The sequence below is a fragment of the Streptomyces sp. f51 genome (assembly GCF_037940415.1).
Taxonomy (GTDB): domain Bacteria; phylum Actinomycetota; class Actinomycetes; order Streptomycetales; family Streptomycetaceae; genus Streptomyces.
In genome coordinates, this window is the sequence record NZ_CP149798.1 from 4,839,844 (window position 1) to 4,865,611 (window position 25,768).

At 72.2% G+C, this 25,768-nt stretch carries 27 protein-coding genes; 14 read left to right on the plus strand and 13 right to left on the minus strand.

What is annotated here, in order from left to right; genetic code table 11:
* Positions 1-9: 9 nt before the first annotated feature.
* Positions 10-861 carry a transglutaminase-like domain-containing protein gene (locus WJM95_RS21195; RefSeq protein ID WP_339131272.1) on the minus strand — a complete coding sequence of 284 codons (852 nt, stop codon included), beginning with the start codon at positions 859-861 and terminating at the stop codon, positions 10-12.
* A 17-nt stretch (positions 862-878) separates the two neighbouring features.
* Positions 879-1,970: a GNAT family N-acetyltransferase gene (locus WJM95_RS21200; RefSeq protein WP_339131273.1), complete on the minus strand. Its 1,092-nt coding sequence runs from the start codon at positions 1,968-1,970 to the stop codon at positions 879-881.
* Between the two features lie 140 nt (positions 1,971-2,110).
* Between WJM95_RS21200 and fdxA the strand changes: the two genes are divergently transcribed.
* The gene (gene fdxA / locus WJM95_RS21205) at positions 2,111-2,431 is read left to right on the plus strand and encodes a ferredoxin (RefSeq protein ID WP_019058397.1); all 321 of its coding nucleotides are present in this window, start codon (positions 2,111-2,113) and stop codon (positions 2,429-2,431) included.
* A 178-nt stretch (positions 2,432-2,609) separates the two neighbouring features.
* A complete protein-coding gene (locus WJM95_RS21210) occupies positions 2,610-3,704 on the plus strand; it encodes a bifunctional succinyldiaminopimelate transaminase/glutamate-prephenate aminotransferase (RefSeq protein WP_339131275.1) in 1,095 nt (364 codons plus the stop codon).
* A 152-nt stretch (positions 3,705-3,856) separates the two neighbouring features.
* Here the strand turns inward: WJM95_RS21210 and WJM95_RS21215 are convergent, their stop codons facing one another.
* Positions 3,857-4,291 (minus strand): ATP-binding protein, encoded by a 435-nt coding sequence (locus WJM95_RS21215; RefSeq protein WP_339131276.1) that lies wholly within the window; start codon positions 4,289-4,291, stop codon positions 3,857-3,859.
* A 287-nt stretch (positions 4,292-4,578) separates the two neighbouring features.
* Positions 4,579-5,619, minus strand: a complete 1,041-nt coding sequence (locus WJM95_RS21220) for a heavy metal transporter (protein WP_339131278.1) — start codon at positions 5,617-5,619, stop codon at positions 4,579-4,581.
* A 127-nt stretch (positions 5,620-5,746) separates the two neighbouring features.
* Here WJM95_RS21220 and dapE point away from each other — a divergent pair, with 127 nt between their 5' ends.
* Positions 5,747-6,826 (plus strand): succinyl-diaminopimelate desuccinylase, encoded by a 1,080-nt coding sequence (gene dapE / locus WJM95_RS21225; protein ID WP_339131280.1) that lies wholly within the window; start codon positions 5,747-5,749, stop codon positions 6,824-6,826.
* A gap of 148 nt (positions 6,827-6,974) precedes the next feature.
* A complete protein-coding gene (locus tag WJM95_RS21230) occupies positions 6,975-7,733 on the plus strand; it encodes a TIGR00730 family Rossman fold protein (RefSeq protein WP_339131281.1) in 759 nt (252 codons plus the stop codon).
* A gap of 96 nt (positions 7,734-7,829) precedes the next feature.
* Here the strand turns inward: WJM95_RS21230 and folP are convergent, their stop codons facing one another.
* Positions 7,830-8,690 carry a dihydropteroate synthase gene (gene folP / locus WJM95_RS21235; RefSeq protein ID WP_339131282.1) on the minus strand — a complete coding sequence of 287 codons (861 nt, stop codon included), beginning with the start codon at positions 8,688-8,690 and terminating at the stop codon, positions 7,830-7,832.
* Positions 8,691-8,862: 172 nt separating this feature from the next.
* Between folP and WJM95_RS21240 the strand changes: the two genes are divergently transcribed.
* Together WJM95_RS21240 and WJM95_RS21245 are read left to right on the plus strand one after the other, a co-directional pair.
* Positions 8,863-9,213: a DivIVA domain-containing protein gene (locus WJM95_RS21240; protein ID WP_339131284.1), complete on the plus strand. Its 351-nt coding sequence runs from the start codon at positions 8,863-8,865 to the stop codon at positions 9,211-9,213.
* Entirely contained in the window at positions 9,210-9,791 is a 582-nt protein-coding gene (locus WJM95_RS21245; RefSeq protein WP_339131285.1) for a DNA-3-methyladenine glycosylase I, read from the plus strand. The genes WJM95_RS21240 and WJM95_RS21245 overlap by 4 nt, the downstream gene beginning before the upstream one ends.
* A 64-nt stretch (positions 9,792-9,855) precedes the next feature.
* On the opposite strand, the gene WJM95_RS21250 is transcribed toward WJM95_RS21245, so the two are convergent.
* Complete coding sequence (locus tag WJM95_RS21250; protein ID WP_339131286.1) at positions 9,856-10,659, minus strand: enoyl-CoA hydratase-related protein; 804 nt, start codon at positions 10,657-10,659, stop codon at positions 9,856-9,858.
* Between the two features lie 364 nt (positions 10,660-11,023).
* On the opposite strand from WJM95_RS21250, the gene WJM95_RS21255 reads away from it, so the two are divergent.
* Positions 11,024-11,191, plus strand: coding sequence for a DUF3117 domain-containing protein (locus WJM95_RS21255; RefSeq protein WP_003966491.1), 168 nt, complete (start codon positions 11,024-11,026; stop codon positions 11,189-11,191).
* Positions 11,192-11,380: 189 nt separating this feature from the next.
* Here WJM95_RS21255 and WJM95_RS21260 read toward each other — a convergent pair whose 3' ends face one another.
* Positions 11,381-12,082: an O-methyltransferase gene (locus WJM95_RS21260; protein WP_339135735.1), complete on the minus strand. Its 702-nt coding sequence runs from the start codon at positions 12,080-12,082 to the stop codon at positions 11,381-11,383.
* Positions 12,083-12,309: 227 nt separating this feature from the next.
* On the opposite strand from WJM95_RS21260, the gene sigE reads away from it, so the two are divergent.
* From sigE to WJM95_RS21285, 5 genes are all read left to right on the plus strand, one after another.
* The gene (gene sigE / locus WJM95_RS21265; protein ID WP_339131287.1) at positions 12,310-13,008 is read left to right on the plus strand and encodes an RNA polymerase sigma factor SigE; all 699 of its coding nucleotides are present in this window, start codon (positions 12,310-12,312) and stop codon (positions 13,006-13,008) included.
* Entirely contained in the window at positions 13,005-13,937 is a 933-nt protein-coding gene (locus tag WJM95_RS21270) for an anti-sigma factor (protein ID WP_339131289.1), read from the plus strand. The genes sigE and WJM95_RS21270 overlap by 4 nt, the downstream gene beginning before the upstream one ends.
* Before the next feature lie 139 nt (positions 13,938-14,076).
* Positions 14,077-15,645: a trypsin-like peptidase domain-containing protein gene (locus tag WJM95_RS21275; RefSeq protein WP_339131291.1), complete on the plus strand. Its 1,569-nt coding sequence runs from the start codon at positions 14,077-14,079 to the stop codon at positions 15,643-15,645.
* 222 nt (positions 15,646-15,867) lie between these two features.
* Positions 15,868-16,308: a sec-independent translocase gene (locus WJM95_RS21280; RefSeq protein ID WP_339131293.1), complete on the plus strand. Its 441-nt coding sequence runs from the start codon at positions 15,868-15,870 to the stop codon at positions 16,306-16,308.
* Positions 16,309-16,594: 286 nt separating this feature from the next.
* Positions 16,595-17,254, plus strand: coding sequence for a hypothetical protein (locus WJM95_RS21285; RefSeq protein ID WP_339131294.1), 660 nt, complete (start codon positions 16,595-16,597; stop codon positions 17,252-17,254).
* A 173-nt stretch (positions 17,255-17,427) separates the two neighbouring features.
* On the opposite strand, the gene WJM95_RS21290 is transcribed toward WJM95_RS21285, so the two are convergent.
* The 3 genes from WJM95_RS21290 to WJM95_RS21300 are packed head-to-tail and all read right to left on the minus strand — an operon-like array spanning position 17,428 to position 20,511.
* Positions 17,428-18,561: an Mrp/NBP35 family ATP-binding protein gene (locus WJM95_RS21290; RefSeq protein WP_339131295.1), complete on the minus strand. Its 1,134-nt coding sequence runs from the start codon at positions 18,559-18,561 to the stop codon at positions 17,428-17,430.
* A 44-nt stretch (positions 18,562-18,605) separates the two neighbouring features.
* Positions 18,606-19,199, minus strand: coding sequence for a DUF1003 domain-containing protein (locus WJM95_RS21295; RefSeq protein WP_339131297.1), 594 nt, complete (start codon positions 19,197-19,199; stop codon positions 18,606-18,608).
* The gene (locus tag WJM95_RS21300) at positions 19,189-20,511 is read right to left on the minus strand and encodes a CBS domain-containing protein (protein ID WP_339131298.1); all 1,323 of its coding nucleotides are present in this window, start codon (positions 20,509-20,511) and stop codon (positions 19,189-19,191) included. Before WJM95_RS21300 ends, WJM95_RS21295 begins: the two co-directional genes overlap by 11 nt.
* A gap of 187 nt (positions 20,512-20,698) precedes the next feature.
* On the opposite strand from WJM95_RS21300, the gene WJM95_RS21305 reads away from it, so the two are divergent.
* Positions 20,699-21,457, plus strand: coding sequence for a hypothetical protein (locus tag WJM95_RS21305; protein WP_339131299.1), 759 nt, complete (start codon positions 20,699-20,701; stop codon positions 21,455-21,457).
* 30 nt (positions 21,458-21,487) lie between these two features.
* Here WJM95_RS21305 and WJM95_RS21310 read toward each other — a convergent pair whose 3' ends face one another.
* Both WJM95_RS21310 and WJM95_RS21315 read right to left on the minus strand, forming a co-directional pair.
* Complete coding sequence (locus WJM95_RS21310; protein ID WP_339131300.1) at positions 21,488-22,033, minus strand: hypothetical protein; 546 nt, start codon at positions 22,031-22,033, stop codon at positions 21,488-21,490.
* 24 nt (positions 22,034-22,057) lie between these two features.
* Entirely contained in the window at positions 22,058-23,170 is a 1,113-nt protein-coding gene (locus WJM95_RS21315; RefSeq protein ID WP_339131301.1) for a magnesium and cobalt transport protein CorA, read from the minus strand.
* Between the two features lie 615 nt (positions 23,171-23,785).
* On the opposite strand from WJM95_RS21315, the gene WJM95_RS21320 reads away from it, so the two are divergent.
* The gene (locus WJM95_RS21320; RefSeq protein ID WP_339131302.1) at positions 23,786-24,370 is read left to right on the plus strand and encodes a suppressor of fused domain protein; all 585 of its coding nucleotides are present in this window, start codon (positions 23,786-23,788) and stop codon (positions 24,368-24,370) included.
* Positions 24,371-24,433: 63 nt separating this feature from the next.
* On the opposite strand, the gene WJM95_RS21325 is transcribed toward WJM95_RS21320, so the two are convergent.
* A complete protein-coding gene (locus tag WJM95_RS21325; RefSeq protein ID WP_339131304.1) occupies positions 24,434-25,687 on the minus strand; it encodes an MFS transporter in 1,254 nt (417 codons plus the stop codon).
* Positions 25,688-25,768 lie beyond the last annotated feature (81 nt).

Below are 25,768 nucleotides of genomic sequence, written 5' to 3' on the forward strand. Positions count from 1 at the left end.
GCCACCGCCTCAGTTGAGCATCGCCCGTGCCGCGTGGGCCTGGCCTCGGATCCGCGACGCGGACGGTTCGTCGACCGCCGCCACCACGTCCGCGTAGGCGTCGAGTTCGGCCGCGCCGGCCAGGAAGTCCCCCCGCTGGACCAGGAGTTGAGCCCGCTCGTAGCGCAGGCGCGCCGGGTGCGAGGGCAGCAGCAGGGAGAGTTCCACGGACCACAGCGCCACGTCGGAGCGTTCGGGCCGTGCGGCGGCCCAGGCCCGGACGTTGTTCAGGACCCGCAGGACGACGTCCAGCGGATCGGCGGGGGACAGCATCGACGGGTCGAGCGGGGCGCCGGTCGCGCCCGCGACGAAGAGCTGCGCGTCGGTGCCGGTCAGCACGCGCCCGCCGTCGAAGGGATCGGCGAGCACCTGCCGCTCGGGCGGTCCGAAGCCCACCACGAAGTGACCGGGCAGGGCGACCCCGTGGACCGGGGCCCCGGCCCGCCGCGCCACCTCCATCCACACCACCGAGAGCAGGATGGGCAGCCCGCGCCGCCGGCGCAGCACCGCGTGCAGCAGCGAGGACTCCAGTCGCTGGTAGTCGCCCGGCGAGCCCCGGAATCCGCAGCGCCCGCCGAGGAGTTCGGCCAGGGCGGTCGCCCACGGCAGCGGGCCGCCCGGACGGAAGGGCAGCCGGCCCGCCAGCTCGTCCAGCAGGACCTGCGCCGCGTCCATCCCGGCGTCGTCCAGCGTCCCGTCCGCCGCGGCACCCACCAGCAGGCACAGCTCCGCCAGATCGGGCCGCTCGGCGCGCGCCTCGTCGGCGAACCGCCGCCGTACCTCGTCGGCCCGGCCGGGCTCGGGTGGCTCAGGGAACCGCATGGCCCACTCGTGCCCGGTCACGTCGATCGATACGGCTCGCCGGCCGGACCGGCGTCACCCGGCGCGCCGCCCGTCCCCGGTGAGGCGTCGGCATCGGCGCTCGCCCGCGTGACCGGTCCGGACGGCTCCCGGTAGTGGTGGTACGCGTGGTGCGGGGCGAAGCCCATCCGGGCGTACAGCTCCCGTGCCCCGGTGTTGTCCGTCTCCACCTGGAGCCACGCAGCCGAGGCGCCCTCCTCCAGGGCACGGGCCGCCAGCGCGGCCATGACGGCGGTGGCGAGGCCACGGCGGCGCAGACCCGGGTCGACCTCCACGGCGGCGAAGCCGGCCCAGCGGCCGTCCACCACGCACCGCCCGATCGCCGCCGGAGCCGCGCCCGGGTCGCCGGGCACCGTCGCGAACCACACCGAGGGACCGCCGCTCAGCACCTTCAGGGCCGTCTCGCCGACGCCCTTGCGCTGGTAGCGGCCGAGCCACGCCTCGTCCGCCGCGCGGGAGAGCGTCACCCCGGGTGCCTCCCGGTCCGCGACGGGCGCGAGCGCTCCGGTCCACAGCCCGGCGCTCACCTCGCGCGTCCAGCCGCGCTCCTCCAGCTCCGCGCACAGCAGTTCCTGGGTGCCCTCGGCGCCGGTGGCGGTCTGCACGTAGGCGGGCAGGTCACGGGCCGCGTACCAGTGCCGTACGTACGCGAGGGCCTCGTCGAGCGGCACGCCCGGGTCGGCCAGCGGCAGCACGGAGTTGGCGCGCCGGGTGAACCCGCCCGCCGCCCGCAGCTCCCAGCCGCCGAGCCGTTCGCTGTCCACCGGGGGCCAGGCCCGCGCGGCGACACGCGCGAGTTCCTCGTAGGACGCCGCGGGGCCGCGCCGCCGTGCGGGCGCGGACGGTACGACCTTGGCCGCGACCAGGGAGGATTCCTCGATCCGGACACGCTCTCCGGTCCGTCGTGTGATCAGCAGCACACCGTCGTCCCATGATGTGAGAACACCGACCGTATCGGTGAACTTCTCCACCGTGTCTCCATTGTCGGTCAGGCGCCGCACAGAGACGCGTTTGCCCACGTCAGCAGCCGTGACGCGGACCTCCAGGCGGCCGGCGGCGGAGAATTCCACAGGTCAGTTCACCCCTCCTGTTCGGATCATGCCCAAGAACGGAGATACTAGGGGCGGGCATCGACGAGCCGCGCTCCCGCGCGCCAGGCGGCGGAGCCTACGACAGGCCCGCCAGCGCCCTATCGAGGAGGAACGACAGCGTGACCTACGTCATCGCGCAGCCTTGTGTCGACGTCAAGGACAAGGCGTGCATCGAGGAGTGCCCGGTCGACTGCATCTACGAGGGCTCCCGGTCCTTGTACATCCACCCGGACGAATGCGTCGACTGCGGAGCCTGTGAGCCGGTGTGCCCGGTCGAGGCGATCTTCTACGAGGACGACACTCCGGAGGAGTGGAAGGACTACTACAAGGCGAACGTCGAGTTCTTCGACGAGCTCGGCTCGCCCGGCGGCGCCAGCAAGCTCGGGCTGATCGAGCGCGACCACCCCTTCGTCGCCGCGCTCCCGCCGCAGAACCAGTAGGCGGCTCGCTGGGTCCCACCCAGCGGCAGCCGGCGGAACGTCGCCCCGGTCCCGTACGGCCCGATCCTTCCGGTCGCTGTACGGGACCGAGGCATTTGCCGTGCCGGCGCGCGGCATCCGTGCAGCAGCCCGTACCCGTGCGTACGGGGCGTACGTACGAGAAAGTGAGCCTGATCCCGTGTCCGCAGTCTCCGACCGGCTTCCCGTCTTCCCCTGGGACAAGCTGGAGCCCTACAAGGCGACGGCCGCCGCTCACCCGGGCGGCATCGTCGATCTGTCCGTCGGCACCCCGGTCGACCCGGTGCCCGAGCTGATCCAGAAGGCCCTGGTCGCGGCCGCGGACTCGCCCGGCTATCCCACGGTGTGGGGTACGCCCGAGCTGCGGGACGCGCTGACGGGCTGGGTGGAGCGGCGGCTCGGTGCGCGGGATGTCACCCACCGTCACGTCCTGCCGGTCGTCGGTTCCAAGGAACTGGTCGCCTGGCTGCCGACCCAGCTCGGCCTCGGCCCCGGCGACAAGGTCGCCCACCCGCGCCTCGCCTACCCGACGTACGAGGTCGGCGCGCGGCTCGCGCGTGCGGAGCACGTGGTCTACGACGACCCGACCGAGCTGGACCCGGCGGGCCTGAAGCTGCTGTGGCTGAACTCGCCGTCGAACCCGACCGGCCGGGTCCTGTCCGCCGCGGAGCTCACCCGGATCGTCGCCTGGGCCCGTGAGCACGGCGTCCTCGTCTTCTCCGACGAGTGCTACATCGAGCTGGGCTGGGAGGCCGACCCGGTCTCGGTGCTGCACCCCGACGTGTGCGGCGGCTCCTACGAGGGGATCGTCTCGGTCCACTCGCTGTCCAAGCGCTCGAACCTGGCCGGCTACCGCGCCGCGTTCCTCGCGGGCGACCCCGCCGTGCTCGGCGAGCTCCTCGCGATCCGCAAGCACGGCGGCATGATGACCTCCGCGCCGACCCAGGCCGCCGTGGTCGCCGCGCTCGCGGACGACACCCACGTCCGCGAGCAGCGCGAGCGCTACGCGGCCCGCCGCACCGCCCTGCGCGACGCCCTCCTGGACCACGGCTTCCGGATCGAGCACAGCGAGGCGAGCCTGTACCTCTGGGCGACCCGGGACGAGTCCTGCTGGTCCACGGTGGCCCACCTGGCCGAGCTCGGCATCCTGGTGGCACCCGGCGACTTCTACGGCGAGGCGGGCGAGCGGTTCGTGCGCGTGGCCCTGACCGCCTCGGACGAGCGGGTGGCGGCGGCGGTGGAACGCCTGCGGTAGCCGCGCCCGCGAGGGGCACCACGACCCGGTGTCCCGCGGCCCGGCCCGGCGGCACGGCCCCGCGACAGCGGAACGGGGGTCAGGGGAAGCGAGTTCCCCTGACCCCCGTCGTCGTACGGACGCGGCCGCAGGCGCGAGCCGAACGGCGGGCCCTAGCCCAGCGGCAGGCCCTTCAGCGGCAGCTGACCCGTCGGCAGACCGCCCTTGGTCACGGCGTCCGTGGGCAGTCCGCCGCCGGACGCGGTCTTCGTGGTGGCACCGAGGAGGCCCCCGGCCTGGCCGGTCGCGTCCCCGGCCACCTTCCGCGCGGCGGGCGTGGCCTTCTTGGCGACCTTGGCGCCGGCCGGGAGGGCCTGCTTGACCGCCTGGCCGCCGGACTTGCCGGCGATCCCGGTGACGTCGTGCGCCGCTCCGTCGACGGTGTTGCCGACGTTCGCCCCGTCCAGGGCGGTCAGCCCGCCGAGGCCGGGAGTGACCGGCAGGTCGGTGGCCGCGCAGGCGGAGCCGGCCGCGCCGACCACGGGCGCCGCTCCGGCCGCGACGAGCAGCGCGACACGGGCGATCCGGCGGGTCAGGGAGAGGGACATGGTGCTCCTTAGACGGAAGAGAACGGGGAAGCGCCCTGCCTTACCGCTCGAAGTCCGCGAAGGTTGCGGTGGCCCGCCGCAAAGAGTTGGTAATGCGTCGCATTATCGGTTGTGGATAAAAACGGGCAAACAATACCTGGTCACAGGGTCCGTGCCCTCGCCGCAGCCCTTTGCTCCCAAGGGTTTTCGCGGACCTGGGGGTGAGCACCCGAAAGCGCGCACCCGGCCCGTCCGCCGGGGCCCGCGTCCTCCCCAGGAGTGAGCCCCCGCACTACTGCCCGGTCACGCTACTGCCCCGTCACGATCCTGACCTCGGCCGCGGCCTCGCCGGCCCCCGGACCGCTCTTGTCGTCGGCCGTGCGCCACGAGCCCTCCGCGGTGCCCGCGGTCCACTCGCGGCCCGCGTACGACACCCGGTCGATGTGCAGGACCGAGGAGTTGGCCACGGCCCAGTGCGCCAGCTCCCAGCCGCGGCGCAGCGTGCCGGTCCCGGCCCCGGTCGCGGATCCCTCCCCGCGCACGGGGACGGTCACGGTCCGGTCGGCCTCCGTGGCGGCGGGGGCGGCCGGGGACGCCGACGAGGCCGGGGCCACGGGGGAGTCCGAGGCCGGCGACACGGGTGCCGCCGAGGAACCCGCGGCGTCCACGGTGGCACCCGCCTCCTGGAGCACATCGCGTCCGAAGTCCCGCGCGAGCGCGGCGCGCACCGGCGCCGGGCCGCCCGCCGGAGTGGTCGCGGCCGGCCGTCCCTGACAGGTCAGGGTGGCCGCCGCGCGGCCGGTCAGGGCGGCGGCGAGCAGGGTGGCGTCCGGCTCGTGCTTCGCGTACGCCTGGGGGAAGCCGCTGTGCTGCACCCGCTGCGCGGCGACGGTGAGCGGCAGCCGCGAGTACCCGGGCACCTTCGCCAGGTGTTCGTAGAAGACGCCCGCCGCGTACGTCGGGTCCATGATCTGCTTCTCGGTGCCCCAGCCCTGCGACGGACGCTGCTGGAACAGGCCGAGGGAGTCCCGGTCGCCGTGCTGGATGTTGCGCAGCCCCGACTCCTGGAGCGCCGTCGCCAGCGCGATGGCGACCGCCCGCTCGGGCATCCCGCGGGAGGTGCCGACCGCCGAGATCGTGGCCGCGTTCACCGCCTGCTCGGGGGTGAACTCGTACGACGCGCCGTCGGCGTTGCCGGAGACGACCTTGCACCGGGGCGCGCCCACGCCGCCCGTGAGGTACTGGACGCCGAGGTAGCCCGCGACCGCGAGCAGGACCACGAGGGCCCCCGCGAAACGCAGGAGGCGCCCGCGGCGGCGCCGGACTGGAGTGGGGGACGGCTCAGACACGCGTACAAGGTACTGGAGAGCGCTGTGGGCCGATCCCGGGGTGTGGACAACGCGCGCGCGTCCGGTGGATACGACCGCATCCGGCTGCTTTCGGTACGCCCGGACGCGGCGCGCTAGGGTCGACGCCATGGCCGACACCCCCCTTGACCTCACCCTCGACGCAGCCGGTCTCACCGCGTGGCTCGTCGACTTCCGCTCGGAGAGCGGCACCGAGAAGCCGCTCGCGGACGCCGTCGAGACGGCCCTGCGCGCCCTGCCGCACCTGACCGTCGACCGGTACGGCAACAACGTCGTGGCGCGCACGGACCTCGGCCGCGCCGAGCGGGTCGTGCTGGCCGGTCACATCGACACCGTGCCGATCGCGGGCAACGTGCCCTCCCGCCTCGACGAGAACGGCGTCCTGTGGGGCTGCGGCACCTGCGACATGAAGTCGGGCGTCGCCGTCCAGCTCCGTATCGCGGCCACCGTCCCCGAACCCAACCGCGACCTCACCTTCGTCTTCTACGACAACGAAGAGGTCGCCGCCCATCTGAACGGGCTCAAGCACGTGTCGGAGGCCCGTCCCGAGTGGCTGCGGGGCGATTTCGCGGTTCTCCTGGAGCCCTCCGACGGGCAGGTCGAGGGCGGCTGCCAGGGCACGCTGCGGGTCCTGCTGAAGACCAAGGGGGAGCGGGCCCACTCCGCCCGCGGCTGGATGGGCTCCAACGCGATCCACGCGGCCTCCCCGATCCTCGCCGCGCTCGCCGCCTACGAGCCGCGCCACCCGGTGATCGACGGTCTCGAGTACCGCGAGGGTCTGAACGCGGTGAACATCTCGGGCGGGGTCGCCGGAAACGTCATCCCCGACGAGTGCGTCGTCACCGTCAACTTCCGCTACGCGCCCGACCGCTCCGAGGAGGAGGCGATCGAGCACGTCCGCGAGGTCTTCGCGGACTGCGGCGTCGAGGAGTTCGTGATCGACGACCACAGCGGCGCGGCCCTGCCCGGCCTGTCCCACCCGGCCGCCGCCGCCTTCATCGAGGCGGTGGGGGGCACCCCGCAGCCCAAGTACGGCTGGACGGACGTCTCGCTCTTCAGCCGGCTCGGCATTCCGGCGGTCAACTACGGCCCCGGCAATCCCCACCTGGCGCACAAGCGGGACGAGCGCGTGGAAACGGCCAAGATCCTCGCGGGCGAGGAGCGGCTGCGCGCCTGGCTCACCGCCTGAGGCGGACCGTGTACCCGTCGGCTGTCCACGGCGGACATGCCGACGTCCCCCCGCCGTAACCAGCGGAGATCTACGCTGGGGCGGAACGACCTTCCCCCGCGACGACTTCGGCCGGAGCGGGGGAGATCCGTACGCGGAGGGAGTGGACATGGCTACTGGAGACCCGAGGGGCAAGAAGCGGCCACCGGAGGAGCAGCGGCTGGGCCCGGTGCTGCGCAGGCGGGACCAGGTGCAGGCGAGCACCACCGATCAGCGGCTCTTGGATGCGGGCGGTCCCTCGGACTGGGTGCACACCGATCCCTGGCGGGTGCTGCGCATCCAGTCGGAGTTCATCGAAGGCTTCGGGACGCTGGCCGAACTCCCGGCCGCGATCAGCGTGTTCGGCTCGGCGCGGACGCCGGTCGACTCGCCCGAGTACGAGGCGGGTGTCGCCCTCGGCCGGGGACTGGTCGAGGCCGGGTTCGCGGTGATCACCGGTGGCGGGCCCGGTGCCATGGAGGCCGCCAACAAGGGCGCCCTGGAGGCGAAGGGCATCTCCGTCGGCCTCGGCATCGAGCTCCCCTTCGAGCAGGGGCTGAACGCGTACGTCGACATCGGCCTGAACTTCCGCTACTTCTTCGTCCGGAAGATGATGTTCGTCAAGTACGCCCAGGGGTTCGTGGTGCTGCCCGGCGGCCTCGGCACCCTGGACGAGCTCTTCGAGGCGCTCACCCTGGTCCAGACGCAGAAGGTCACCCGCTTCCCCATCGTGCTGTTCGGCACGGAGTACTGGGGCGGCCTCGTGGACTGGCTCAGGAACACCCTCGTCGCCCAGGGCAAGGCGGCGGAGAAGGACATGATGCTGTTCCACGTGACCGACGACGTGGACGAAGCGGTGGCACTGGTGTCGAAGGAGGCCGGCCGCTAGCCGGCGGCCCGGGAGGCGACGGGGGTACGGGAGGGGCCGCGGAGCCGGCGCCTCCCGCGCCCCGCGCGCGGCCGCGTCCCCCGCGCGTCCCGTCCGCTACGCCAGTCCGCGCCTGGCCACCGCCGGCGGCCTATGCCCGGCGATCGACGCCACCATGTCCAGCACCTGACGGGTCTCGGCGACCTCGTGGACGCGGTACACCTGGGCCCCGAGCCACGCCGAGACCGCGGTGGTCGCCAGCGTTCCGACCACCCGCTCCTTGACCGGCCTGTCCAGCGTCTCGCCGACGAAGTCCTTGTTGGAGAGGGAGACGAGAACCGGCCACCCGGTGGAGACCATCTCCCCGAGCCGCCGTGTCGCCTCCAGGCTGTGCCGGGTGTTCTTCCCGAAGTCGTGCCCGGGATCGATGAGTACCGACTCACGGGGCACCCCGAGGGCGACCGCGCGCTCCGCGAGGCCGAGCGTGACCCGCAGGATGTCGGCCATCACGTCCTCGTAGGCGACCCGGTGCGGGCGCGTGCGCGGCTCGGACTCCCCGGCGTGCGTGCACACCAGCCCCACCCCGTACCGGGCGGCCACCTCGGCCAGCCGCGGATCGACCCCGCCCCAGGCGTCGTTGAGCAGGTCGGCGCCGGCCTCGCAGACCGCCTCGCCGACCTCGTGCCGCCAGGTGTCGACGCTGATGACCACATCGGGGAAGCGGCGGCGCACCTCGGCGACGAAGCCGACCGTCCGGCGCGCCTCCTCCTCGGCGGTGACCTCCTCGCCCGGTCCCGCCTTGACCCCGCCGATGTCGATGATGGCGGCGCCCTCGGACACCGCCTGCTCCACGCGCGCGAGGGCGGGCTCGTCGCGGAAGGTGGCCCCCTGGTCGTAGAAGGAGTCCGGGGTCCGGTTCACGATCGCCATGATCACCGGCTCGTGCGCCTCGAATTCGCGCCTGCCCAGCCTGAGCATCCCCTGTGACCTCTCCCAGTAAGTCGCACCGATAAGCCGCCTGCGACCTTAACTGTCAGACTCGCATGGCACGATCGGAGCCTGACACTTCCAGCGTCAGACTGCTTTCGTCAGCACCAGTAGTTTCGCGCCGACGCGACCGCGCCGGCACCAGAGCGTGGGGACCTCAGCGATGTTCATGTTCTTGTTCCTGGTCGTCGCCCTCGCCGTCGTGGTCGCCGCGGTGACCCTGTCCGTGGTGGGCGGCGGCGACAGCACGCCCCTTCCCGACGCCGAACCCGAGCGGCTGCGCGATCCCCTGCCGTACGACCGCCCGGTCCACAAGGGTGACGTGGACGCCCTGCGGTTCGCCGTCACCGTGCGCGGCTACCGCATGGCGGACGTCGACGACGCGCTCGGCCGGCTGGGCGCCGAGATCGGCGAGCGGGACGCCCGGATCGCCGACCTGGAGGCCGCTCTCGCCGGTGCCCGCGCGGCGAGCGCCACGACCTCGCTGCGCAAGCACGCCGAGGGTGAGCAGTGAGCGAGGCGCTGGCCGGAGCCGACGGCGCGCTGCGCTGCCCCTGGGCGCTGTCCACCGAGGACTACGTGGCCTACCACGACGAGGAGTGGGGCCGGGCGGTCCACGGCGACGACGCCCTGTACGAGCGGCTGTGCCTGGAGGCCTTCCAGTCCGGGCTGTCCTGGATCACCATCCTGCGCCGCCGCCCCGGCTTCCGCGCGGCCTTCTCCGGCTTCGAGATCGCCAAGGTCGCGGCCTACACGGAGGCCGACGAGGAACGCCTGCTCGCGGACCCGGGGATCATCCGCAACGGCGCCAAGATCCGGGCGACCGTCGCCAACGCGCGCGTGCTGGCCGAGTGGGCCCCGGGCGAGCTGGACGAGCTCATCTGGTCCTTCGCCCCCGACCTGGCCACCCGTCCGGCCCCCGAGAAGCTCTCCGACGTACCGGCCGTCACCGACGAGTCGACCGCTCTGTCCAAGGCGCTCAAGAAGCGCGGCATCCGCTTCGTGGGCCCGACGACGGCGTACGCGCTGATGCAGGCCTGCGGCCTGGTGAACGACCATCTGGCGGACTGCGTGGCGCGCGACGCCCGATGACGCGGGTGCCCCTGAGGGGGCGAGGCACGTCCGCCGCGGACCGCGGCGGACGCGCCCGGGACGGTCAGCGCCCCAGGTACTTGGGCTTCTCCTTGTTCACGAAGGCCTGGACCGCGATGGTGTGGTCCTCCGACGCCCCGGCCAGCCCCTGGAGCTCGTCCTCCTTCTCCAGGGTCTCCTCCAGCGAGTGGGTGAGCCCGAAGGCGACGGACTTCTTCAGCGCGGCGTACGCGAGCGTCGGCCCGGAGGCCAGCGCCCGCGCCACCTTCTCCGCCTCGGCCCGCAGCTCGGCGGCCGGGACCAGCCGGTTGGCGATGCCCAGCTCGTACGCCTCCTGGGCGCTGATGCTGCGCGGGAAGAGCAGCAGATCGGTGGCACGGCTCGGGCCGACCACCCGGGGCAGCGTCCAGGAGATCCCCGAGTCGGCGGTCAGCGCGACATTGGCGAAGGACGTGTTGAAGGCGGCGGTGTCGGCGACGACGCGGTAGTCGGCGGCCAGCGCGAAACCGAATCCGGCACCGGCCGCCACGCCGTTGACCCCGGCCACCACCGGCTTCGCGGCGCCGGTCAGCGCCCGCACGATGGGGTTGTAGTGCTCGCGCACGGTCCGCATCGTCCCGCCCGACCCCGACTCCCGGTCGGCGGCCAGCAGCCCGATGTGCTCCTTGAGGTCCTGGCCCACGCAGAACGCACGGTCGCCGGCCGCGGTCAGCAGGATCGCCCGGACCGCGTCGTCGTCGGCGGCGGCCTGCGCCGCGTCCCGGAAGGCGACCTTGGTCTCGATGTTCATCGCGTTCATCGCCTCGGGGCGGTTGAGCGTGATCGTCGCGAGTCCGTCGCTCACCTCGTAGAGCACGGTGTCGGCCATGGTGGGTCCCTTCCGGGGGTCGCGGCTCGTCGTACCGGCCGGTACGTCCAGTGTCCGATGACAGCATGGCGGAGATCACCGACGGTGGCGCGGTGCTTACATGTGACCTGCATCAAAGAATTCCGGACCATGGAAGGCGATGCGGCGGCGAAGTATCGCAGCCACATCGCCGAATTGGGTGGTTTTGCTCAAGCGCGTTGCGCAAGCGATGCCGACTGATGTTGGTCATCGGGTCCTGAGATGCGAGATAATGGCCTGGAAGCAATGTGTTCGATGCCGGTGACGTGTGTCCTATGAGGGGACGCGCGTGCCCTCCGAGGGGGCCGTCGGCGACGATGAGCTGGTTTCAGGAAGGGGAACGAGCATGGCGGCCATGAAGCCGCGGACGGGCGATGGCCCGCTCGAGGTGACCAAGGAGGGGCGGGGCATCGTCATGCGCGTTCCGCTCGAAGGCGGCGGTCGGCTCGTCGTCGAGCTGACCCCTGACGAGGCCGACGCGCTCGGCGACGCCCTCAAGAAGGTCGTCGGCTGACGCGGAACGCGACCCCTACCTCTTTCGGCTTCCCCGGCACCGTACCTGGTGCCGGGGAAGTTGTGTTTCCGGCGCACGCGACGAGGGCGCCGCCCGCCCGGCAGCGGCCGGGAAGGATGTATGCCCTGGTCAGGGGCGTGCGACGGGAAGCGGGACGGGTGCGGGGTACGGCGGCGGGCGGAGCCGCGGTCAGCGTTTGACCGCGCACAGCAGGCCGTCGCCCACCGGCAGCAGCGACGGCACCAGCTCCTGGCTCTCACGTACCGCGCGCAGCAGTTCGCGCAGCCGGCTCACCTCGACCGGCTGCGGTCCCGAGTCCACGGTGCGGCCGTCGGCGAAGACGCCCTCGAAGGCGACGAGCCCGCCCGGACGCAGCAGGCGCAACGATTCAGCGAGGTAGTCCAGGCTCTCCAGCCGGTCGCCGTCGCAGAACACGAGGTCGTATCCCGCGTCCGCGAGACGGGGCAGGACGTCCAGCGCGCGGCCCGGGATGAAGCGCGCGCGATTGCTGGCGAAACCGGCGGCGCGGAAGGCCTGGCGGGCGAACTGCTGGCGCTCCGGCTCCGGATCCACCGTGGTCAGTACCCCGTCCGGCCGCATGCCGTGCAGAAGATGAATTCCGGAGACGCCGGTCCCGGTACCTATCTCGGCGACCGCCTTCGCGTCCACGGTGGCGGCGAGAAGACGCAGCGCGGCGCCCGTGCCGGGCGTCACCGAGCGCAGGCCGGCCTCGTGGGCCCGGTCCCGGGCCCAGCGCAGCGCCTCGTCCTCGGCGACAAAGGCGTCGGCGAACGCCGCCCAGCTCGTCTGCCGGTTGCCGGTAATGACCCTCTCCTGTCCCCGTGATTGCCTGGGCGTGACTGTATCCGTTGGTGCTGGGAACCTGCGGATGGGACCGGGCGTTTAAGGGGATGGGAGATCCGAGCGGGGGGAAGACGATGGGCCGGTACACGGAGCGGGGCCGAGGACGGACGTCGGCGCACCCATATGAGCCCGTATCAAATTCGCGTAAAACCGCTTATCCGGAGCTAACGGGCGAGGTGGCTATGGTAGGGGCTCCACTGGACACCACCAGAGCCGACAGGGGAGGTGCGGCTGCGCCTGTGGATCGGGGAGGGGTGCTTCGGCGCCTGCTCAGATCGACGGGTGAGCCGAAATCCGTGACCGACAACGCTGACCAGCTCCCCGTTGCTGCCCCGGCGCAGACCGCGACGTTCACCACCGACGCGGAGTCGCAGGCGTGGACTCCCCCGACGTGGGAGGAGATCGTCAGCACGCACAGCGGTCGCGTCTACCGTCTCGCCTACCGCCTCACGGGCAACCAGCACGACGCGGAGGACCTCACCCAGGAGGTCTTCGTCCGCGTCTTCCGCTCGCTGTCGACCTACACGCCCGGCACCTTCGAGGGCTGGCTCCACCGCATCACCACGAACCTCTTCCTCGACATGGTGCGCCGCAAGCAGCGCATCCGCTTCGACGCCCTCGGCGACGACGCGGCCGAGCGGCTGCCCAGCCGCGAGCCCTCCCCGCAGCAGGTCTTCAACGACGCGCACTTCGACGCCGACGTCCAGCAGGCGCTGGACACCCTCGCGCCCGAGTTCCGCGCCGCCGTCGTCCTGTGCGACATCGAGGGACTGTCCTACGAGGAGATCGCCGCGACGCTGGGCGTCAAGCTCGGCACGGTCCGCTCCCGTATCCACCGCGGCCGCTCCCAGCTGCGCAAGGCCCTGGCACACCGGTCTCCCGAGGCCCGCGCCGAGCGTCGCTCGTTCGCGGCCCGTGTGCCCGTGCTGGGGGGAGGAGGCGCGACCGCGTGAGTGGAACCCGTCCCACCCCTGCCGAGCAGCACCTCGGGGACCGACTCTCCGCCCTGGTGGACGGAGAGCTCGGCCATGAGTCGCGCGACCGCGTCCTGGCCCACCTCGCCACCTGCGCCAAGTGCAAGGCCGAGGCCGACGCCCAGCGCCGACTGAAGAACGTCTTCGCGGAGATGGCCCCGCCGCCGCCCTCCGAGAGCTTCCTCGCCCGCCTCCAGGGACTCCCCGGGGGAGGCGACTCCGACAGCCCGCGGCTGAACGGAGGCAGCTTCGGCGGCGGACTGCACGGCGGCTCCGCGGGCACCGGACTGCCCGGTGTCTTCGGAATGCGCGGCGAGCCCTTCGGATACGTTCCGGCCGGACCGCACACCGACGTGCTGCCCCCCTCCGCGGGCCGCGGCTTCCGCATCCACGACGTCAGCCGCCACGAGGCGGAGCGGTCCGCGTCGCGCGGGCTGCGGTTCGCCTTCGTCGCCGCGGGCGCGGTGTCACTCGCGGCCGTCGCGCTCGGCGGGGTGACCACCGGCATGCCCGGGGACACGGACGCGCGCGGCGCCGGGAGCAACGTGACACCGTCACGGACCCAGGGCACGGGAGCGACCTCGACTCCCGAGTCGCAGCGCCGCCGCTCCACCGGACCGCTGCTCGCCCAGGGCGAGCGGTCGCTCGGCAGCGGTCCGGTCGCACCGACGAGCGTGTCCGCCCCGCTGCTGCCCGGGGTTCCCCCTCCGGCGGGCCGCGGCCAGGACGCCGTGCACACGCTGACGACCCCGGTGGTCGCCGGCGCCGCCGCGATGTCCCCGCTGATACGTCCGCTCACCGACACCCAGCCGCTCGCGCTGACCCCGCATCCGGGTCTGCTCGCCGACCCCGCCGTCACACCGTCCCCCACGTCCTCCTCGTCCCCCACCCCGCGAGACGTTCACTGACACCACCCTCTGCGCCGCGGCCCGCGAACCTGGTTGAATCCGGGGTGGGCCGCGTCCGCGGGAGGGATCACGGACGCGGAATCGACCAGTCTGTGGTGGCCGTCGGCGAGCTGTGCCGCGGGCCGGGTGTGGGGAGAGCATGAACGAGGGCAGGCCCACGAAGGCGAAGTGGTGGAGTCGACCCCGGCCCTCGGGCACGGGCGCGGACACCGCACCGGCACACCCCACGGAACCGGATCCCGCGCCGGATTCCGCGCACCCCACCGCCCTGCCCCCGCCCCGCGCACCGGAACAGGGACCGGAACCTGAGCCCGGGCAGTCCTCGGGGACCCCGGAGCCGATATCCCCCATGTCCGAGCTCCTCGCCGACCCCGCGGCTTCCGACCCCGCGGCTTCCGCCCCGGCCGAGTCCGCCGCGTACGTCGCACCCGCCGACTCCGTCGAGCAGGCCGAGCCCGTCGAGGACGTGACCCCCGATCCCTGGCGGAACTACGACCCCTGGGCCACGCCCGGATCCGCGCGGCACGACGGCCCGCCCCCCGGGAGCGGGCCCTTCCAGCAGAACGGGGTCGCGGTGCCCACCGCCGCGCAGCGGCGCGGCAGGGCGCGCCGAGCCCTGGTGCTCGGCGCCGTCGCCCTCGCCCTGGTGTCCGGGGGCGTCGGCGGCGCCGTGGGGGCGTATCTGGAGCGGAACGGGGGACTGACGGACATCGAGCTGCCGCAGGCCGCCAAGGAGGCCCCGGGGCGCGCCCCGGACAGTGTCGCCGGGATCGCCGCGCACGCCCTGCCCAGCGTCGTCACCCTCCATGTGCACGGCAGCGAGGAGGACGGCACCGGCACCGGGTTCGTGCTCGACGGCGAGGGACACATCCTCACCAACAACCACGTGATCCGGCCCGCCGGCGGCAGCGGCACGATCACCGTGACGTTCAGCGGCGGTCAGACCGCGAGGGCCAGGGTCGTCGGGCACGACAGCGGCTACGACCTCGCCGTCGTCAAGGTCTCGGGAGTCCACGGTCTGGCCCCGATGCCGCTCGGCAACTCCGACAGCGTCCAGGTCGGCGACCCCGTCGTCGCCATCGGCGCGCCCTTCGACCTCGCCAACACGGTCACCTCCGGGATCATCAGCGCCAAGGAGAGGCCCATCACGGCGGGCGGCGAGAAGGGCGACGGCAGCGACGTCTCGTACGTGGACGCCCTCCAGACCGACGCGCCGATCAACCCTGGCAACTCGGGCGGGCCCCTGCTCGACTCCCGGGCCCGTGTCATCGGCATCAACAGCGCCATCCGTTCCGCCGACGGCGGCTCCGACCTGGAGACCGGCCAGGCCGGTTCCATCGGGCTCGGCTTCGCCATCCCGGTCAACCAGGCCAAGCGCGTCGCCGAAGAGCTGATCAACACGGGCCGGGCCACCCACCCCGTGATCGGTGTCACGCTCGACATGAACTACGCGGGCGACGGGGCGCGGGTCGGTGCCAAGGCGGCCGGCGGCGGTCCCGCCGTCGCCGCCGGGGGGCCCGGCGCGAAGGCGGGCGTCAGGGCCGGCGACGTCATCACCGAGGTCGACGGCACCCGGGTCCACTCGGGCGAGGAACTCATCGTCAGGACCCGCGCCCACCGGCCGGGCGACCGCCTCCGGCTGACCGTGAGGCGGGGCGGCGCGGACCGGACGATCACCCTCGTCCTCGGTTCGGCGGACGGCGGCTGAGGGCCGCGGGCACCGGGGCCCGCGAGTGACACGAACCTCACAGTCGAGCACGACGTCGCAGCTCCGGACGGCAAACATCATGGAAAACCCTCGCCGCACACGAAGCCGGAAGCCCCGGGACAGTTCCGGACGGACAGGTACGCCGGGTACCGTTGGACTCGGCCCGGACCACGGAAGACTTCCCGAGGGCCGAGGACCGAGAGCATCGCGAGGAGCTACCAGGTGTTCAATGACGTAGGACCGCTTGAGCTGGTGACGCTGGTCGTCCTTGCCGTGCTCGTGTTCGGTCCCGACAAGCTCCCGAAGCTGATCCAGGACGTGTCGCGCACGATCCGCAAGATCCGCGAGTTCTCGGACAGCGCGAAGGCGGACATCCGCGACGAACTCGGTCCGGAGTTCAAGGACTTCGAGTTCGAGGATCTCAACCCCAAGACGTTCATACGCAAGCAGATGGACAACGACGAGCTGGGGCTCAAGGAGATCCGCAACGGCTTCGACCTGAAGAAGGAGATGGCCGAGGTCACGGACGCGGTGCACAGCCGCGAGTCCGAGTCCTCCGCCGGGTCCTCCAACGGCACCCCGGGCGGCTCCGTCGACATGACGAAGAAGCGCGAGAAGCTCGACGCCGACGAGCACCCGCCCTACGACGCCGACGCCACCTGATCCCCGCGACGCCGGCGCACCTGGTCCGTACGCCGTCCTCCGGTCCGTACGCCGTCATCTGATCCGAACGGCGTACCGGGGCCGCGTTCTTCGCGACCGGGCCCTTCATCGGCCCCGATCGGGCCCCGCGCGGTCCGAATACGCCGTTCGTGCGCCTTACGCGCCGGGCGCTTTCACCGGTGCTCGGAGCAGGGTGGCTATGCTGCCCAGTTGTTGTGCGGACCGACCAGGACGCCCGAGGGGGGCGGGCCGCCCGGTCCGACGAGAGCAAGGAGGCGTCCGGCAGATGGAGACGACAAGTCGGGTAGGCGCGCAGGCGCCGGCCGCGGAGGGCGGGCAACCGCTCCCCTCCGCCCGGCGTACGGTCGACGGCTACCTGCTGGCGCCCTTCCCCTGGTACGGCCTCGACGAGGCCTTCACGGGACAGCGCTGGCTGATGCAGGTGGGCACCTCGGCGGACGGAATGGTCGAGCACGGTTCTGTCGGACACGGGGACGAGCCCTCGGTGCGCCCCGAGCCGGGCGAGGACAAGGAGCGGTTCGCGGTGGTGGTCACCGTCGCCGCCAGCCCCGTACGGCGCAGCGCGGACGGCACGGGACTGCTGGAGGCCACCTCGGTGTCCTCGGCGGCGTGGCTGGCCGGTGTGGGGCTGCTGTCCTTCACCTGGCCCGGCCAGATGGACCACACGCTGCGCGACGACTGGCTGGACCAGCAGACCGAGACCGCGTGGGTGCTGGCCGACGATCTCGACGGGGAGGACTGGTCGACCCTGTCCCTGCCCGTGGACGGAGTCCCCACGGCCTTCCACTACCGCGAGTCCGAGTTCGGCTGGGTCCTCGCGGGTTCCACCCAGGAGGGCGTCCACCTGGGGGCGTACGGCCGGGGGATGAGCGCGTACGGGCTCGGCTTCGCGATGGTCAAGGACATCGCGGCATACGCCCAGTAGGGCCCTGGCGGCGGCTGGGAGGCCCGGGGCGGCCGCGCGGGCACCCGCGGGCCACCGCGGGTCCCGGACAGCCGCTACGAGGAAGGGGGCGCCGTCCGCACGGACGGCGCCCCCTCCTTCGTCGGACCGGGCCCCGCACCCTTCGGGCCGGACCTGGAACCTTCGGGCCGGACCTAGAACTTGTTGCGCGGGGTGATGCCCAGCGACATGCCCGACAGGCCGCGCTGACGGCCGCCCAGCTTGCCCGCGATGGCGCGCAGGGCCGAGCCGGCGGGGGAGTCGGGGTCGGTCAGGACGACCGGCTTGCCCTCGTCGCCGCCCTCGCGCAGCCGGACGTCGATCGGGATGGAGCCGAGGACCGGGACGGTCGCCCCGGTGGTGCGGGTCAGACCGTCGGCGACCGACTGGCCGCCGCCGGTGCCGAAGACGTCGACCATCTCGTCGCAGTGCGGGCACGGCAGCCCCGCCATGTTCTCGACGACGCCCACGATCTTCTGGTGGGTCTGCACGGCGATCGAGCCGGCCCGCTCGGCCACCTCTGCCGCCGCCTGCTGCGGGGTCGTGACGACCAGGATCTCGGCGTTCGGGACGAGCTGGGCGACGGAGATCGCGATGTCGCCCGTGCCCGGCGGCAGGTCCAGGAGCAGGACGTCCAGGTCGCCCCAGTACACGTCGGCCAGGAACTGCTGGAGGGCGCGGTGGAGCATCGGGCCGCGCCAGACGACCGGCGCGTTGCCCGGGGTGAACATGCCGATGGAGATGACCTTCACGCCGTTCGCCGACGGCGGCATGATCATGTTCTCGACCTGGGTCGGCCGGCCCTCCGCACCGAGCATGCGCGGCACCGAGTGGCCGTAGATGTCGGCGTCCACGACACCGACCTTGAGACCGTCGGCGGCCATCGCGGCCGCCAGGTTCACGGTGACCGAGGACTTGCCGACGCCGCCCTTGCCGGAGGCGACCGCGTACACCCGGGTGAGCGAGCCGGGCTTGGCGAAGGGGACCTCGCGCTCGGCGGTGCCCCCCTTCAGCGCGGTCGCCAGCTCACGGCGCTGTTCGTCGCTCATCACGTCGAGTTCGACCTCGACGGCGGTGACGCCCTCGACCCGGGAGACCGCCTCCTTCACCCGCTGGGTGATCGTGTCGCGCATCGGGCAGCCGGAGACCGTCAGGTACACGGCGACCGCGACCACGCCATTTGCACCGATCTCCACCGATTTGACCATCCCCAGTTCGGTGATGGGTCGGTTGATCTCGGGGTCGTTCACCGTCGCCAGTGCTTCACGCACCGCGTCTTCCGTAGCCATAGGGACGATGGTACGGCGCTCCCCATGTGCCCCGGAAAGCCCCGTCAGCGGTCGTCTACGTCACGTCCCTGCGACCGTTCCGCCGGGAATACGACCCGTCCGGCCCCGTGACCGTCGAGGTGGCGGTCCTCCAGCTCCTTGACCAGGTCCTGGAGCTCGTTGCGGATCCAGTCCCGGGTGGCGACCTCGCCGAGGCCCATCCGCAGCGCGGCGATCTCGCGGGTGAGGTACTCGGTGTCGGCGATGGAGCGCTCGTTCTGCTTGCGGTCCTGTTCGAGGTTGACCCGGTCCCGGTCGTCCTGCCGGTTCTGCGCGAGCAGGATCAGCGGGGCGGCGTAGGAGGCCTGGAGCGACAGCATCAGGGTCAGGAAGATGAACGGGTAGTTGTCGAAGCGCAGGTCGTGCGGCGCGAAGATGTTCCACAGCACCCACACGATGATGACGACCGTCATCCAGACGATGAACCGTCCGGTGCCGAGGAAACGGGCGATGCGCTCCGAGAGCCGCCCGAAGGCCTCCGGGTCCCACTCGGGCAGGAACCTGTGCCGCGGCGGCTTCGGCTGGTCGAGCCGGGTGCGCGGACGGGAGGCGGTCGCCCCCGTGGCGGCCCGCTCACGGGCCTCACGGTCAGGCGCCATGGCGTCCCTCGGGGTGTTCCGCGTGGGTCTGCGCGTGCATGCTCTCGTGCACGCCCTCGTCCAGGTGGAACTCCGTCTCCCGCCAGTCCTCGGGCAGCATGTGGTCCAGTACGTCGTCCACGGTCACCGCGCCGAGCAGCGAGCCGCTCTCGTCGACGACGGGCGCCGCGACCATGTCGTACGTCGCGAAGAACCCGGCGACCACCGGCAGCTCGTCCTCGGGGGCCAGCGGCTGGAGGTCGTCGTCGACGAGCGAGCCGACCAGGGTGGGAGGCGGATCGCGCAGCAGCCGCTGGAAGTGCACCGCCCCCAGGTACTTGCCCGTCGGCGTCTCGTCCGGCGGGCGGCACACGTACACCTGGGCGGCGAGCGCGGGGGAGAGGTCGGGGTTGCGGACCCGGGCGAGCGCGTCGGCGACGGTCGCGTCGGGCCGCAGCACGATGGGCTCGGTGGTCATCAGCCCGCCCGCCGTCCGTTCCGCGTAGGCCATCAGCCGCCTGACGTCCGCCGCCTCGCCCGGCCGCATCAGCGTCAGCAGCCGCTCCACGTCCTCGGTGGGCAGCTCGGCCAGCAGGTCGGCCGCGTCGTCGGGGTCCATCGCCTCCAGGACGTCCGCCGCGCGCTCCTCCTTGAGCTTGCCGAGGATCTCGATCTGGTCGTCCTCGGGCAGTTCCTCCAGCACGTCGGCGAGACGGTCGTCGTCGAGGGCGGCGGCCACCTCGCCGCGCCGCTTCGGCGACAGATGGTGCAGCACGTTCGCGAGGTCGGCCGGCCGCAGCTGCTCGAAGGTGGCGAGCAGGCTCTCCGCGCCCTGTCCGTGCTCCTCCAGCGAGAAGCCGGTGACGGAGGACCAGTCGACCGTCATCGTCTCGCCCTTGGCACGCCGGAACGCGCCCGCCCGCCCCTTGCGCACGAAGACCCGGCCGATCTCCCACTCCCTGCGGGCCGGCAGCTGCTGGATCGACACGTCGAGGACCGTCACCTCCTCGCCCGTCTCGACGAGGGTCACGAGCCGGTCCAGGAGCTCGCCGAAGACGAGCCGTTCGGTGGGCCGCTGCTCGAAGCGGCGCACGTTCAGGACGCCGGTCGTGATGACCTGGCCGGACTCGATGCCCGTCACCCGGGTCATGGGCAGGAAGATCCGGCGGCGCGTGGACAGTTCGACGACCAGGCCGAGCATGCGCGGCGGCCGTCGCCCCACGCGCAGCATGGCGACGAGGTCCCGCACACGTCCCACCTGGTCGCCGTTCGGGTCGAAGACGGCGACACCGGACAGGTGCGAGACGAAGATCCGGGGGGCGGCTGCGGCCATGCACGCGCCTCCTTCGCTTCGATATGTTCTATGCCGGTCTGTCCGCTCGGGTGGGCTTCAGGCTAGCCCGTCCCGGTCGGGTACGCCCTGGTGGGCGGTCCGGACGGACTGCCTCCGCCGGGCGGGTGCCGCACCGGTACGCTGCCGTACGCCGTTTGAGGACCGCGCACGAGAGGCAGCCCCACCTGTGACCGCAATTCCCCAGGGCCGTACCCGCAGAACCGTGACGGTGGCCGCGACATGCGTGCTGGCCGTGACAGGGACGGTGCTGACGGGATGCGGCGGCGGGGATCCGGACGCGGGCACGAACGGGGTCGGCAAGCTGTCCGCCGCCGCCATCCAGGCGAAGGCGAGGACGGCGGCCGGGAAGGCGCCGACCGTGCGGCTCTCCGGGACCGTCGTCTCGGGCGGCACCACCTACACCCTCGACATGCGCCTCAAGTCGGACGGCGGCACCGGCTCGGTCACCTCGAAGGGGGCCGGTTTCCATCTGCTGCGGGTCGGCCGGCACCTCTTCCTCAAGGCCGACGCCGAGTTCTGGGCGCACGAGGACGCCAAGGGCGGCGGCAAGCCCTCGGGCACCGCGGCGGCGGACAAGCTGGAGGGCATGTACGTGAAGGTGCCGACCGGCGACCCCGTGTACAAGCGCTTCAGCGGCTTCACCGACAAGGACGTCCTGCTCGACGGGCTGCTCGGGCTGCACGGCGCCCTCGCCAAGGACGGCCACCACGAGCAGTCCGGTGTCCGCACCATCCGCATCACCGGCGACAAGGGTTCCGGCGGCACCCTGGACGTCTCCCTCCAGGGCACCCCGTACCCGGTCCTGCTCGGGCGCGCGGGCAACGCCGGCACGCTCCGCATGACCGACTGGGGCAAGGACTTCAAGCTGGCGGAGCCGCCCACGAAGGACACGGTCGACTACGGGCAGCAGCTGCCGTCGTCGTAGCCCGGGCGGACGGGAACTGTCGGGCAGGCCCTAGCCGCGCTTCCCGCGCCGCTTCAGCAGCAGGCGGGGCAGCGCCGCCGGCACCGGACGGCGGGTCGTCGCCGGGGTCGGCAGCGGCCGTTCGGCGAGCGAGCCGTCGGGCAGCGCGGCCGTCGCGCCGGTCGGCTCCAGGCGCACCACCCGGCACTCACGGGCCCAGCGCTCCGGCATGGCCTCGCCGTCGGGGGCGTTCAGCCGCTTGCCCTTGAGCTCGCCGACGGCCGCCTCCCACTCGGGGGTGCCCGCGGCGAGTTCCACGACCTTCGCGGACCAGGTGACGAGCCGTCCGCCCTTGTCCTTGCTGCGTACGGTGACGACCGCCCGGCCCCCGTCGGCCAGTCCCGGCAGCGGCTGCTCGCCGGGCCCGTCGCCGACCAGGCAGGCCGCGCCCTCGTGCCACACGTGCCACAGCGCGCGGGTGGGCGCTCCGGCATCCGGACCGGCCGGCGCGGGCGCGTCGGCGTCCCGCACCCAGATCAGCCCGGACTTCTTGGTGGCCTCCTCGACGAGGGCCTGGTCGAGCAGCTCTTGCGTCATGGGGCCCAGACTATCGAGCCCCTCCTACAGCCAGCCGTTGCGCTTCAGGATGCGGTGGATGGACAGGCAGAGGCCGACCGTGATGCCCATGACCACCGGGTAGCCGTAGCGCGCGTGCAGTTCCGGCATGTACTTGAAGTTCATGCCGTACACACCGCAGACCATCGTCGGCACGGCGACGATCGCGGCCCAGGAGGTGATCTTGCGCATGTCCTCGTTCTGCGCCACGGAGGCCTGCGCGAGGTTCGCCTGGAGGATGGAGTTGAGCAGTTCGTCGAAGCCGAGGACCTGCTCCTGCACCCGGGCGAGGTGGTCGGCGACATCGCGGAAGTACTTCTGGATGTCGGGGTCGATCAGCCGCATCGGGCGCTCGCTCAGCAGCTGCATGGGGCGCAGCAGCGGCGACACCGCCCGCTTGAACTCCAGCACCTCGCGCTTGAGCTGGTAGATCTGTCCGGCGTCCGTGCCGCGCGGGGTGCCCTTGCGGCCCGGCGAGAACACCTCGGTCTCGACCTCGTCGATGTCGTCCTGCACGGCGTCCACGACCGCGATGTAGCCGTCGACCACATGGTCGGCGATCGCGTGCAGCACCGCCGAGGGGCCCTTGGCGAGCAGTTCGGGGTCGTCCTGGAGACGGTGCCGCAGCCCGCGCAGCGAGCCCTGCCCGCCGTGCCGGACGGTGATGAAGAAGTCCCCGCCGGTGAAGCACATGACCTCGCCGGTCTCGACGATCTCGCTGGTCGCCGTCAGCCGGTCGTGCTCGACGTAGTGGATGGTCTTGAAGACGGTGAACAGGGAGTCGTCGTAACGCTCCAGCTTGGGCCGCTGGTGGGCCTGGACGGCGTCCTCGACGGCCAGCGGGTGCAGCCCGAACTCGCGGGCGATACCGGCGAATTCGTCCTCGGTGGGCTCGTGCAGGCCGATCCAGACGAACCCGCCGTCACGCCGCACCTGGCGCATGGCCTCCTGCGGCGTGAGCGGCGCGCGGGTCGCGGCGCGGGCACCGTCGCGGTAGACGGCGCAGTCGACCACGGCCGACGGGGTGCCGGGGTCGCGGGTGGTGTCGTACGAGCCACTGTCCTTGCGCAGGGACGGGCGGGGACGGACCGCGGCACGCAGGTCACGGATCATCGACATGGCAGGCTCCTTCTCGCAACGGAGGCGGCCGGCGACGGTTGGAACTACCCGGAATGGGGACGTCCTGACTGCGGATGTTTGGCACGTCCACAAAGCGGGGAGCACCGCACCGTCGTGTTGGCAGCTTCGCTGTTGATTCAGATCAGACAGATCAGGGGTTCAGATCGGACAGATCAGGCGGAAACGAAGCGCTCTTCCGTGGTGCGCCGGGCAACGCTGACACGCGCGCACACGATTGCGGGAGGCGGCAGCCGGCAGGGCCGAAGACCCCGCGGAACCGGCTACGAACTCAGCGACAGGAAGAGCGGGTGGTACTGCACGATCGACTTCGATCCATTGCAGCCCCACCTCCTCCGGTCGGTCCCCCGTGAGGGACGGTCCATCCCCCGAAGGGGAGTCTGTCTCCCTCCGAAGGGGAGTCAGATCAGTCTCAGTGCGTCGGAGTCGGGGAGCAACTCCCGCAGTGCCGAAGAGGGCCTGCGGGCCCTCGGTCATGCACTGCTCCGACCAGCGGCCAAGAGTATCAGCGCACCGATACGTCAAGGCCCCGCTTTGCGCGTTGTTGACCGGGGTCCGGTGCGCGGTGGCGTAATTGACGCGGCCTATGCTCGGTTCATGGCTGATGTTCTTCCTCTGGTCGAGGCCCGTTTGCGCTCCGCGCTGGGCGAACCCGACGCGCGGGCCGCGGTCACCTTCCTGGGCACCGACCGCATCGAGGTCCTGCGCTTCTCCGAGGGCGACATCGTGCGCTACGCCACGCTCGGCATGTCCGCCCAGCCGATGGCCGATCCCACCGCCGTGCTCGCCGATCCGGTCAAGGGCCCGCGCGCCGAACTGGTCCTCTCAGTCCGCCCGGCCGGGGCCGACACCGACAAGGTGCTTCGCCCGCTCGCCGTGCTCGCCGCCTCCCCCCAGGTCGAGGGTCTGGTCGTGGCCCCCGGTGCCTCGCTCGACGTGGGCGAACCGCTGTGGCCCGGCGCGCCGTTCACCTCCGTCCTGGTCGCCGAGTCCGGCGGTCTGGTGGAGGACCTGGAGCTGGACGCCCCCGCCGATCCGGTGCGTTTCCTGCCGCTGCTCCCGATGACGCCCAACGAGGCCGCCTGGAAGCGGGTCCATGGAGCGGGAGCCCTCCAGGAGCGCTGGCTGAACGGCGGAACGGACCTGCGCGATCCGCTGCGCAGGTCCGTTGCCCTGGACTGACCGGCCGGCCGGTCCAATCGGCGGCTCGAATGTGATGAGGCGTCAAATCGCGTCCCCAGTGGCTCAGTTGGCGAAGACCGCGACACCGTCCTCGGTGGCGTGGACCGGCTCCAGCTCCTCGGCCTTCCTGGTGAGCGCGTCGCGCCGTACGTAGACCACGACCGCACCCAGCAGCGCGGTGACCGCGGCGACCACGAACGGGACGCGCCTGTCGCTCCACTCCTCGATCTTCGGGGCGAAGTACGGGGCCGCCGCCGCGGCGAACCAGCGCACGAAGTTGTAGCCGGCGCTCGCCACCGGACGCGGGGCGTCGGAGACCCCGAGGGCCAGCTCCGTGTACACGGTGTTGTTCACGCCGATGAAGGCGCCGGACAGGACCGTGCAGAGCACGGCGGTGGTGTGGTCGCCGTAACCGAGGACGAGGACGTCGGCGGCGAGCAGCACCAGGGAGCCGCCCAGCACCTTCAGCGAGCCGAACCGCGCCTGCATGCGCGGGGCCACGATCACCGAGAACACCGCGAGCAGCAGGCCCCAGCAGAAGAACACCGCGCCCGACCTGTACGGGGTCATGTTCAGCACGAACGGGGTGAAGGCCAGCACGGTGAAGAACGTGTAGTTGTAGAAGAACGCGGAGGCCGCGGCGGAGGCGAGACCTCCGTGGCCGAGGGCGCGCAGCGGGTCGAGCAGCGAGGTCTTGCGCGCGGGCTTCGGCTGCTCCTTCAGGAACGCCGTGATGCACAGGAAGCCGACCGCCATCAGGAACGCGGTGCCGAAGAACGGGTAGCGCCAGCTGGCGTTGCCGAGCAGGGCCCCCAGCAGCGGTCCGCAGGCCATGCCGAGGCCCAGGGCGGACTCGTAGAGCAGGATCGCCGCGGCGCTGCCGCCGGCCGCCGCGCCGACGATCACGGCGAGGGCCGAGGAGACGAACAGCGCGTTGCCCAGTCCCCAGCCGGCCCGGAAGCCGACGAGTTCGCCGACCGATCCCGAGGTGCCCGCGAGCCCCGCGAAGACCACGACCAGCGCGAGGCCGAGCAGCAGGGTCCTGCGCCCGCCGATCCGGCTGGAGACGAAGCCGGTCAGCAGCATCGCGACGGCGGTGATCAGGAAGTACGAGGTGAAGAGCAGGGACACCTGGCCGGGCGTGGCGTCGAGTCCCCGGGCGATGGACGGCAGGATCGGGTCGACGAGTCCGATGCCCATGAAGGCGACGACGGACGCCCCGGCGGTCGCCCAGACGGCCCTCGGCTGACGCAGGATGCCACCCGCGCCGGCGTCGAACGTGTCGCCCTCCGCGGGGCCTTCCGTGCTGTTGATCATGCCCGCTCCCTCACTGTGCACCGACTGGATCGTTGTCTTATACACACAATAAGTTAGGTGGGCTAATAAATGCAAGATGCA

Coding starts and splice junctions, on each gene's coding strand:
- WJM95_RS21195 (WP_339131272.1), bottom strand. CDS start 861: ATGCGGTTCCCTGAGCCACCCGAGCCCGGCCGGGCCGACGAGGTACGG.
- WJM95_RS21215 (WP_339131276.1), bottom strand. CDS start 4,291: ATGTCCCTCTCCCTGACCCGCCGGATCGCCCGTGTCGCGCTGCTCGTC.
- dapE (WP_339131280.1), top strand. CDS start 5,747: ATGGCCGACACCCCCCTTGACCTCACCCTCGACGCAGCCGGTCTCACC.
- WJM95_RS21230 (WP_339131281.1), top strand. CDS start 6,975: ATGGCTACTGGAGACCCGAGGGGCAAGAAGCGGCCACCGGAGGAGCAG.
- folP (WP_339131282.1), bottom strand. CDS start 8,690: ATGCTCAGGCTGGGCAGGCGCGAATTCGAGGCGCACGAGCCGGTGATC.
- WJM95_RS21240 (WP_339131284.1), top strand. CDS start 8,863: ATGTTCATGTTCTTGTTCCTGGTCGTCGCCCTCGCCGTCGTGGTCGCC.
- WJM95_RS21250 (WP_339131286.1), bottom strand. CDS start 10,659: ATGGCCGACACCGTGCTCTACGAGGTGAGCGACGGACTCGCGACGATC.
- WJM95_RS21255 (WP_003966491.1), top strand. CDS start 11,024: ATGGCGGCCATGAAGCCGCGGACGGGCGATGGCCCGCTCGAGGTGACC.
- WJM95_RS21275 (WP_339131291.1), top strand. CDS start 14,077: ATGAACGAGGGCAGGCCCACGAAGGCGAAGTGGTGGAGTCGACCCCGG.
- WJM95_RS21285 (WP_339131294.1), top strand. CDS start 16,595: ATGGAGACGACAAGTCGGGTAGGCGCGCAGGCGCCGGCCGCGGAGGGC.
- WJM95_RS21290 (WP_339131295.1), bottom strand. CDS start 18,561: ATGGCTACGGAAGACGCGGTGCGTGAAGCACTGGCGACGGTGAACGAC.
- WJM95_RS21295 (WP_339131297.1), bottom strand. CDS start 19,199: ATGGCGCCTGACCGTGAGGCCCGTGAGCGGGCCGCCACGGGGGCGACC.
- WJM95_RS21300 (WP_339131298.1), bottom strand. CDS start 20,511: ATGGCCGCAGCCGCCCCCCGGATCTTCGTCTCGCACCTGTCCGGTGTC.
- WJM95_RS21310 (WP_339131300.1), bottom strand. CDS start 22,033: ATGACGCAAGAGCTGCTCGACCAGGCCCTCGTCGAGGAGGCCACCAAG.
- WJM95_RS21315 (WP_339131301.1), bottom strand. CDS start 23,170: ATGTCGATGATCCGTGACCTGCGTGCCGCGGTCCGTCCCCGCCCGTCC.
- WJM95_RS21320 (WP_339131302.1), top strand. CDS start 23,786: ATGGCTGATGTTCTTCCTCTGGTCGAGGCCCGTTTGCGCTCCGCGCTG.
- WJM95_RS21325 (WP_339131304.1), bottom strand. CDS start 25,687: ATGATCAACAGCACGGAAGGCCCCGCGGAGGGCGACACGTTCGACGCC.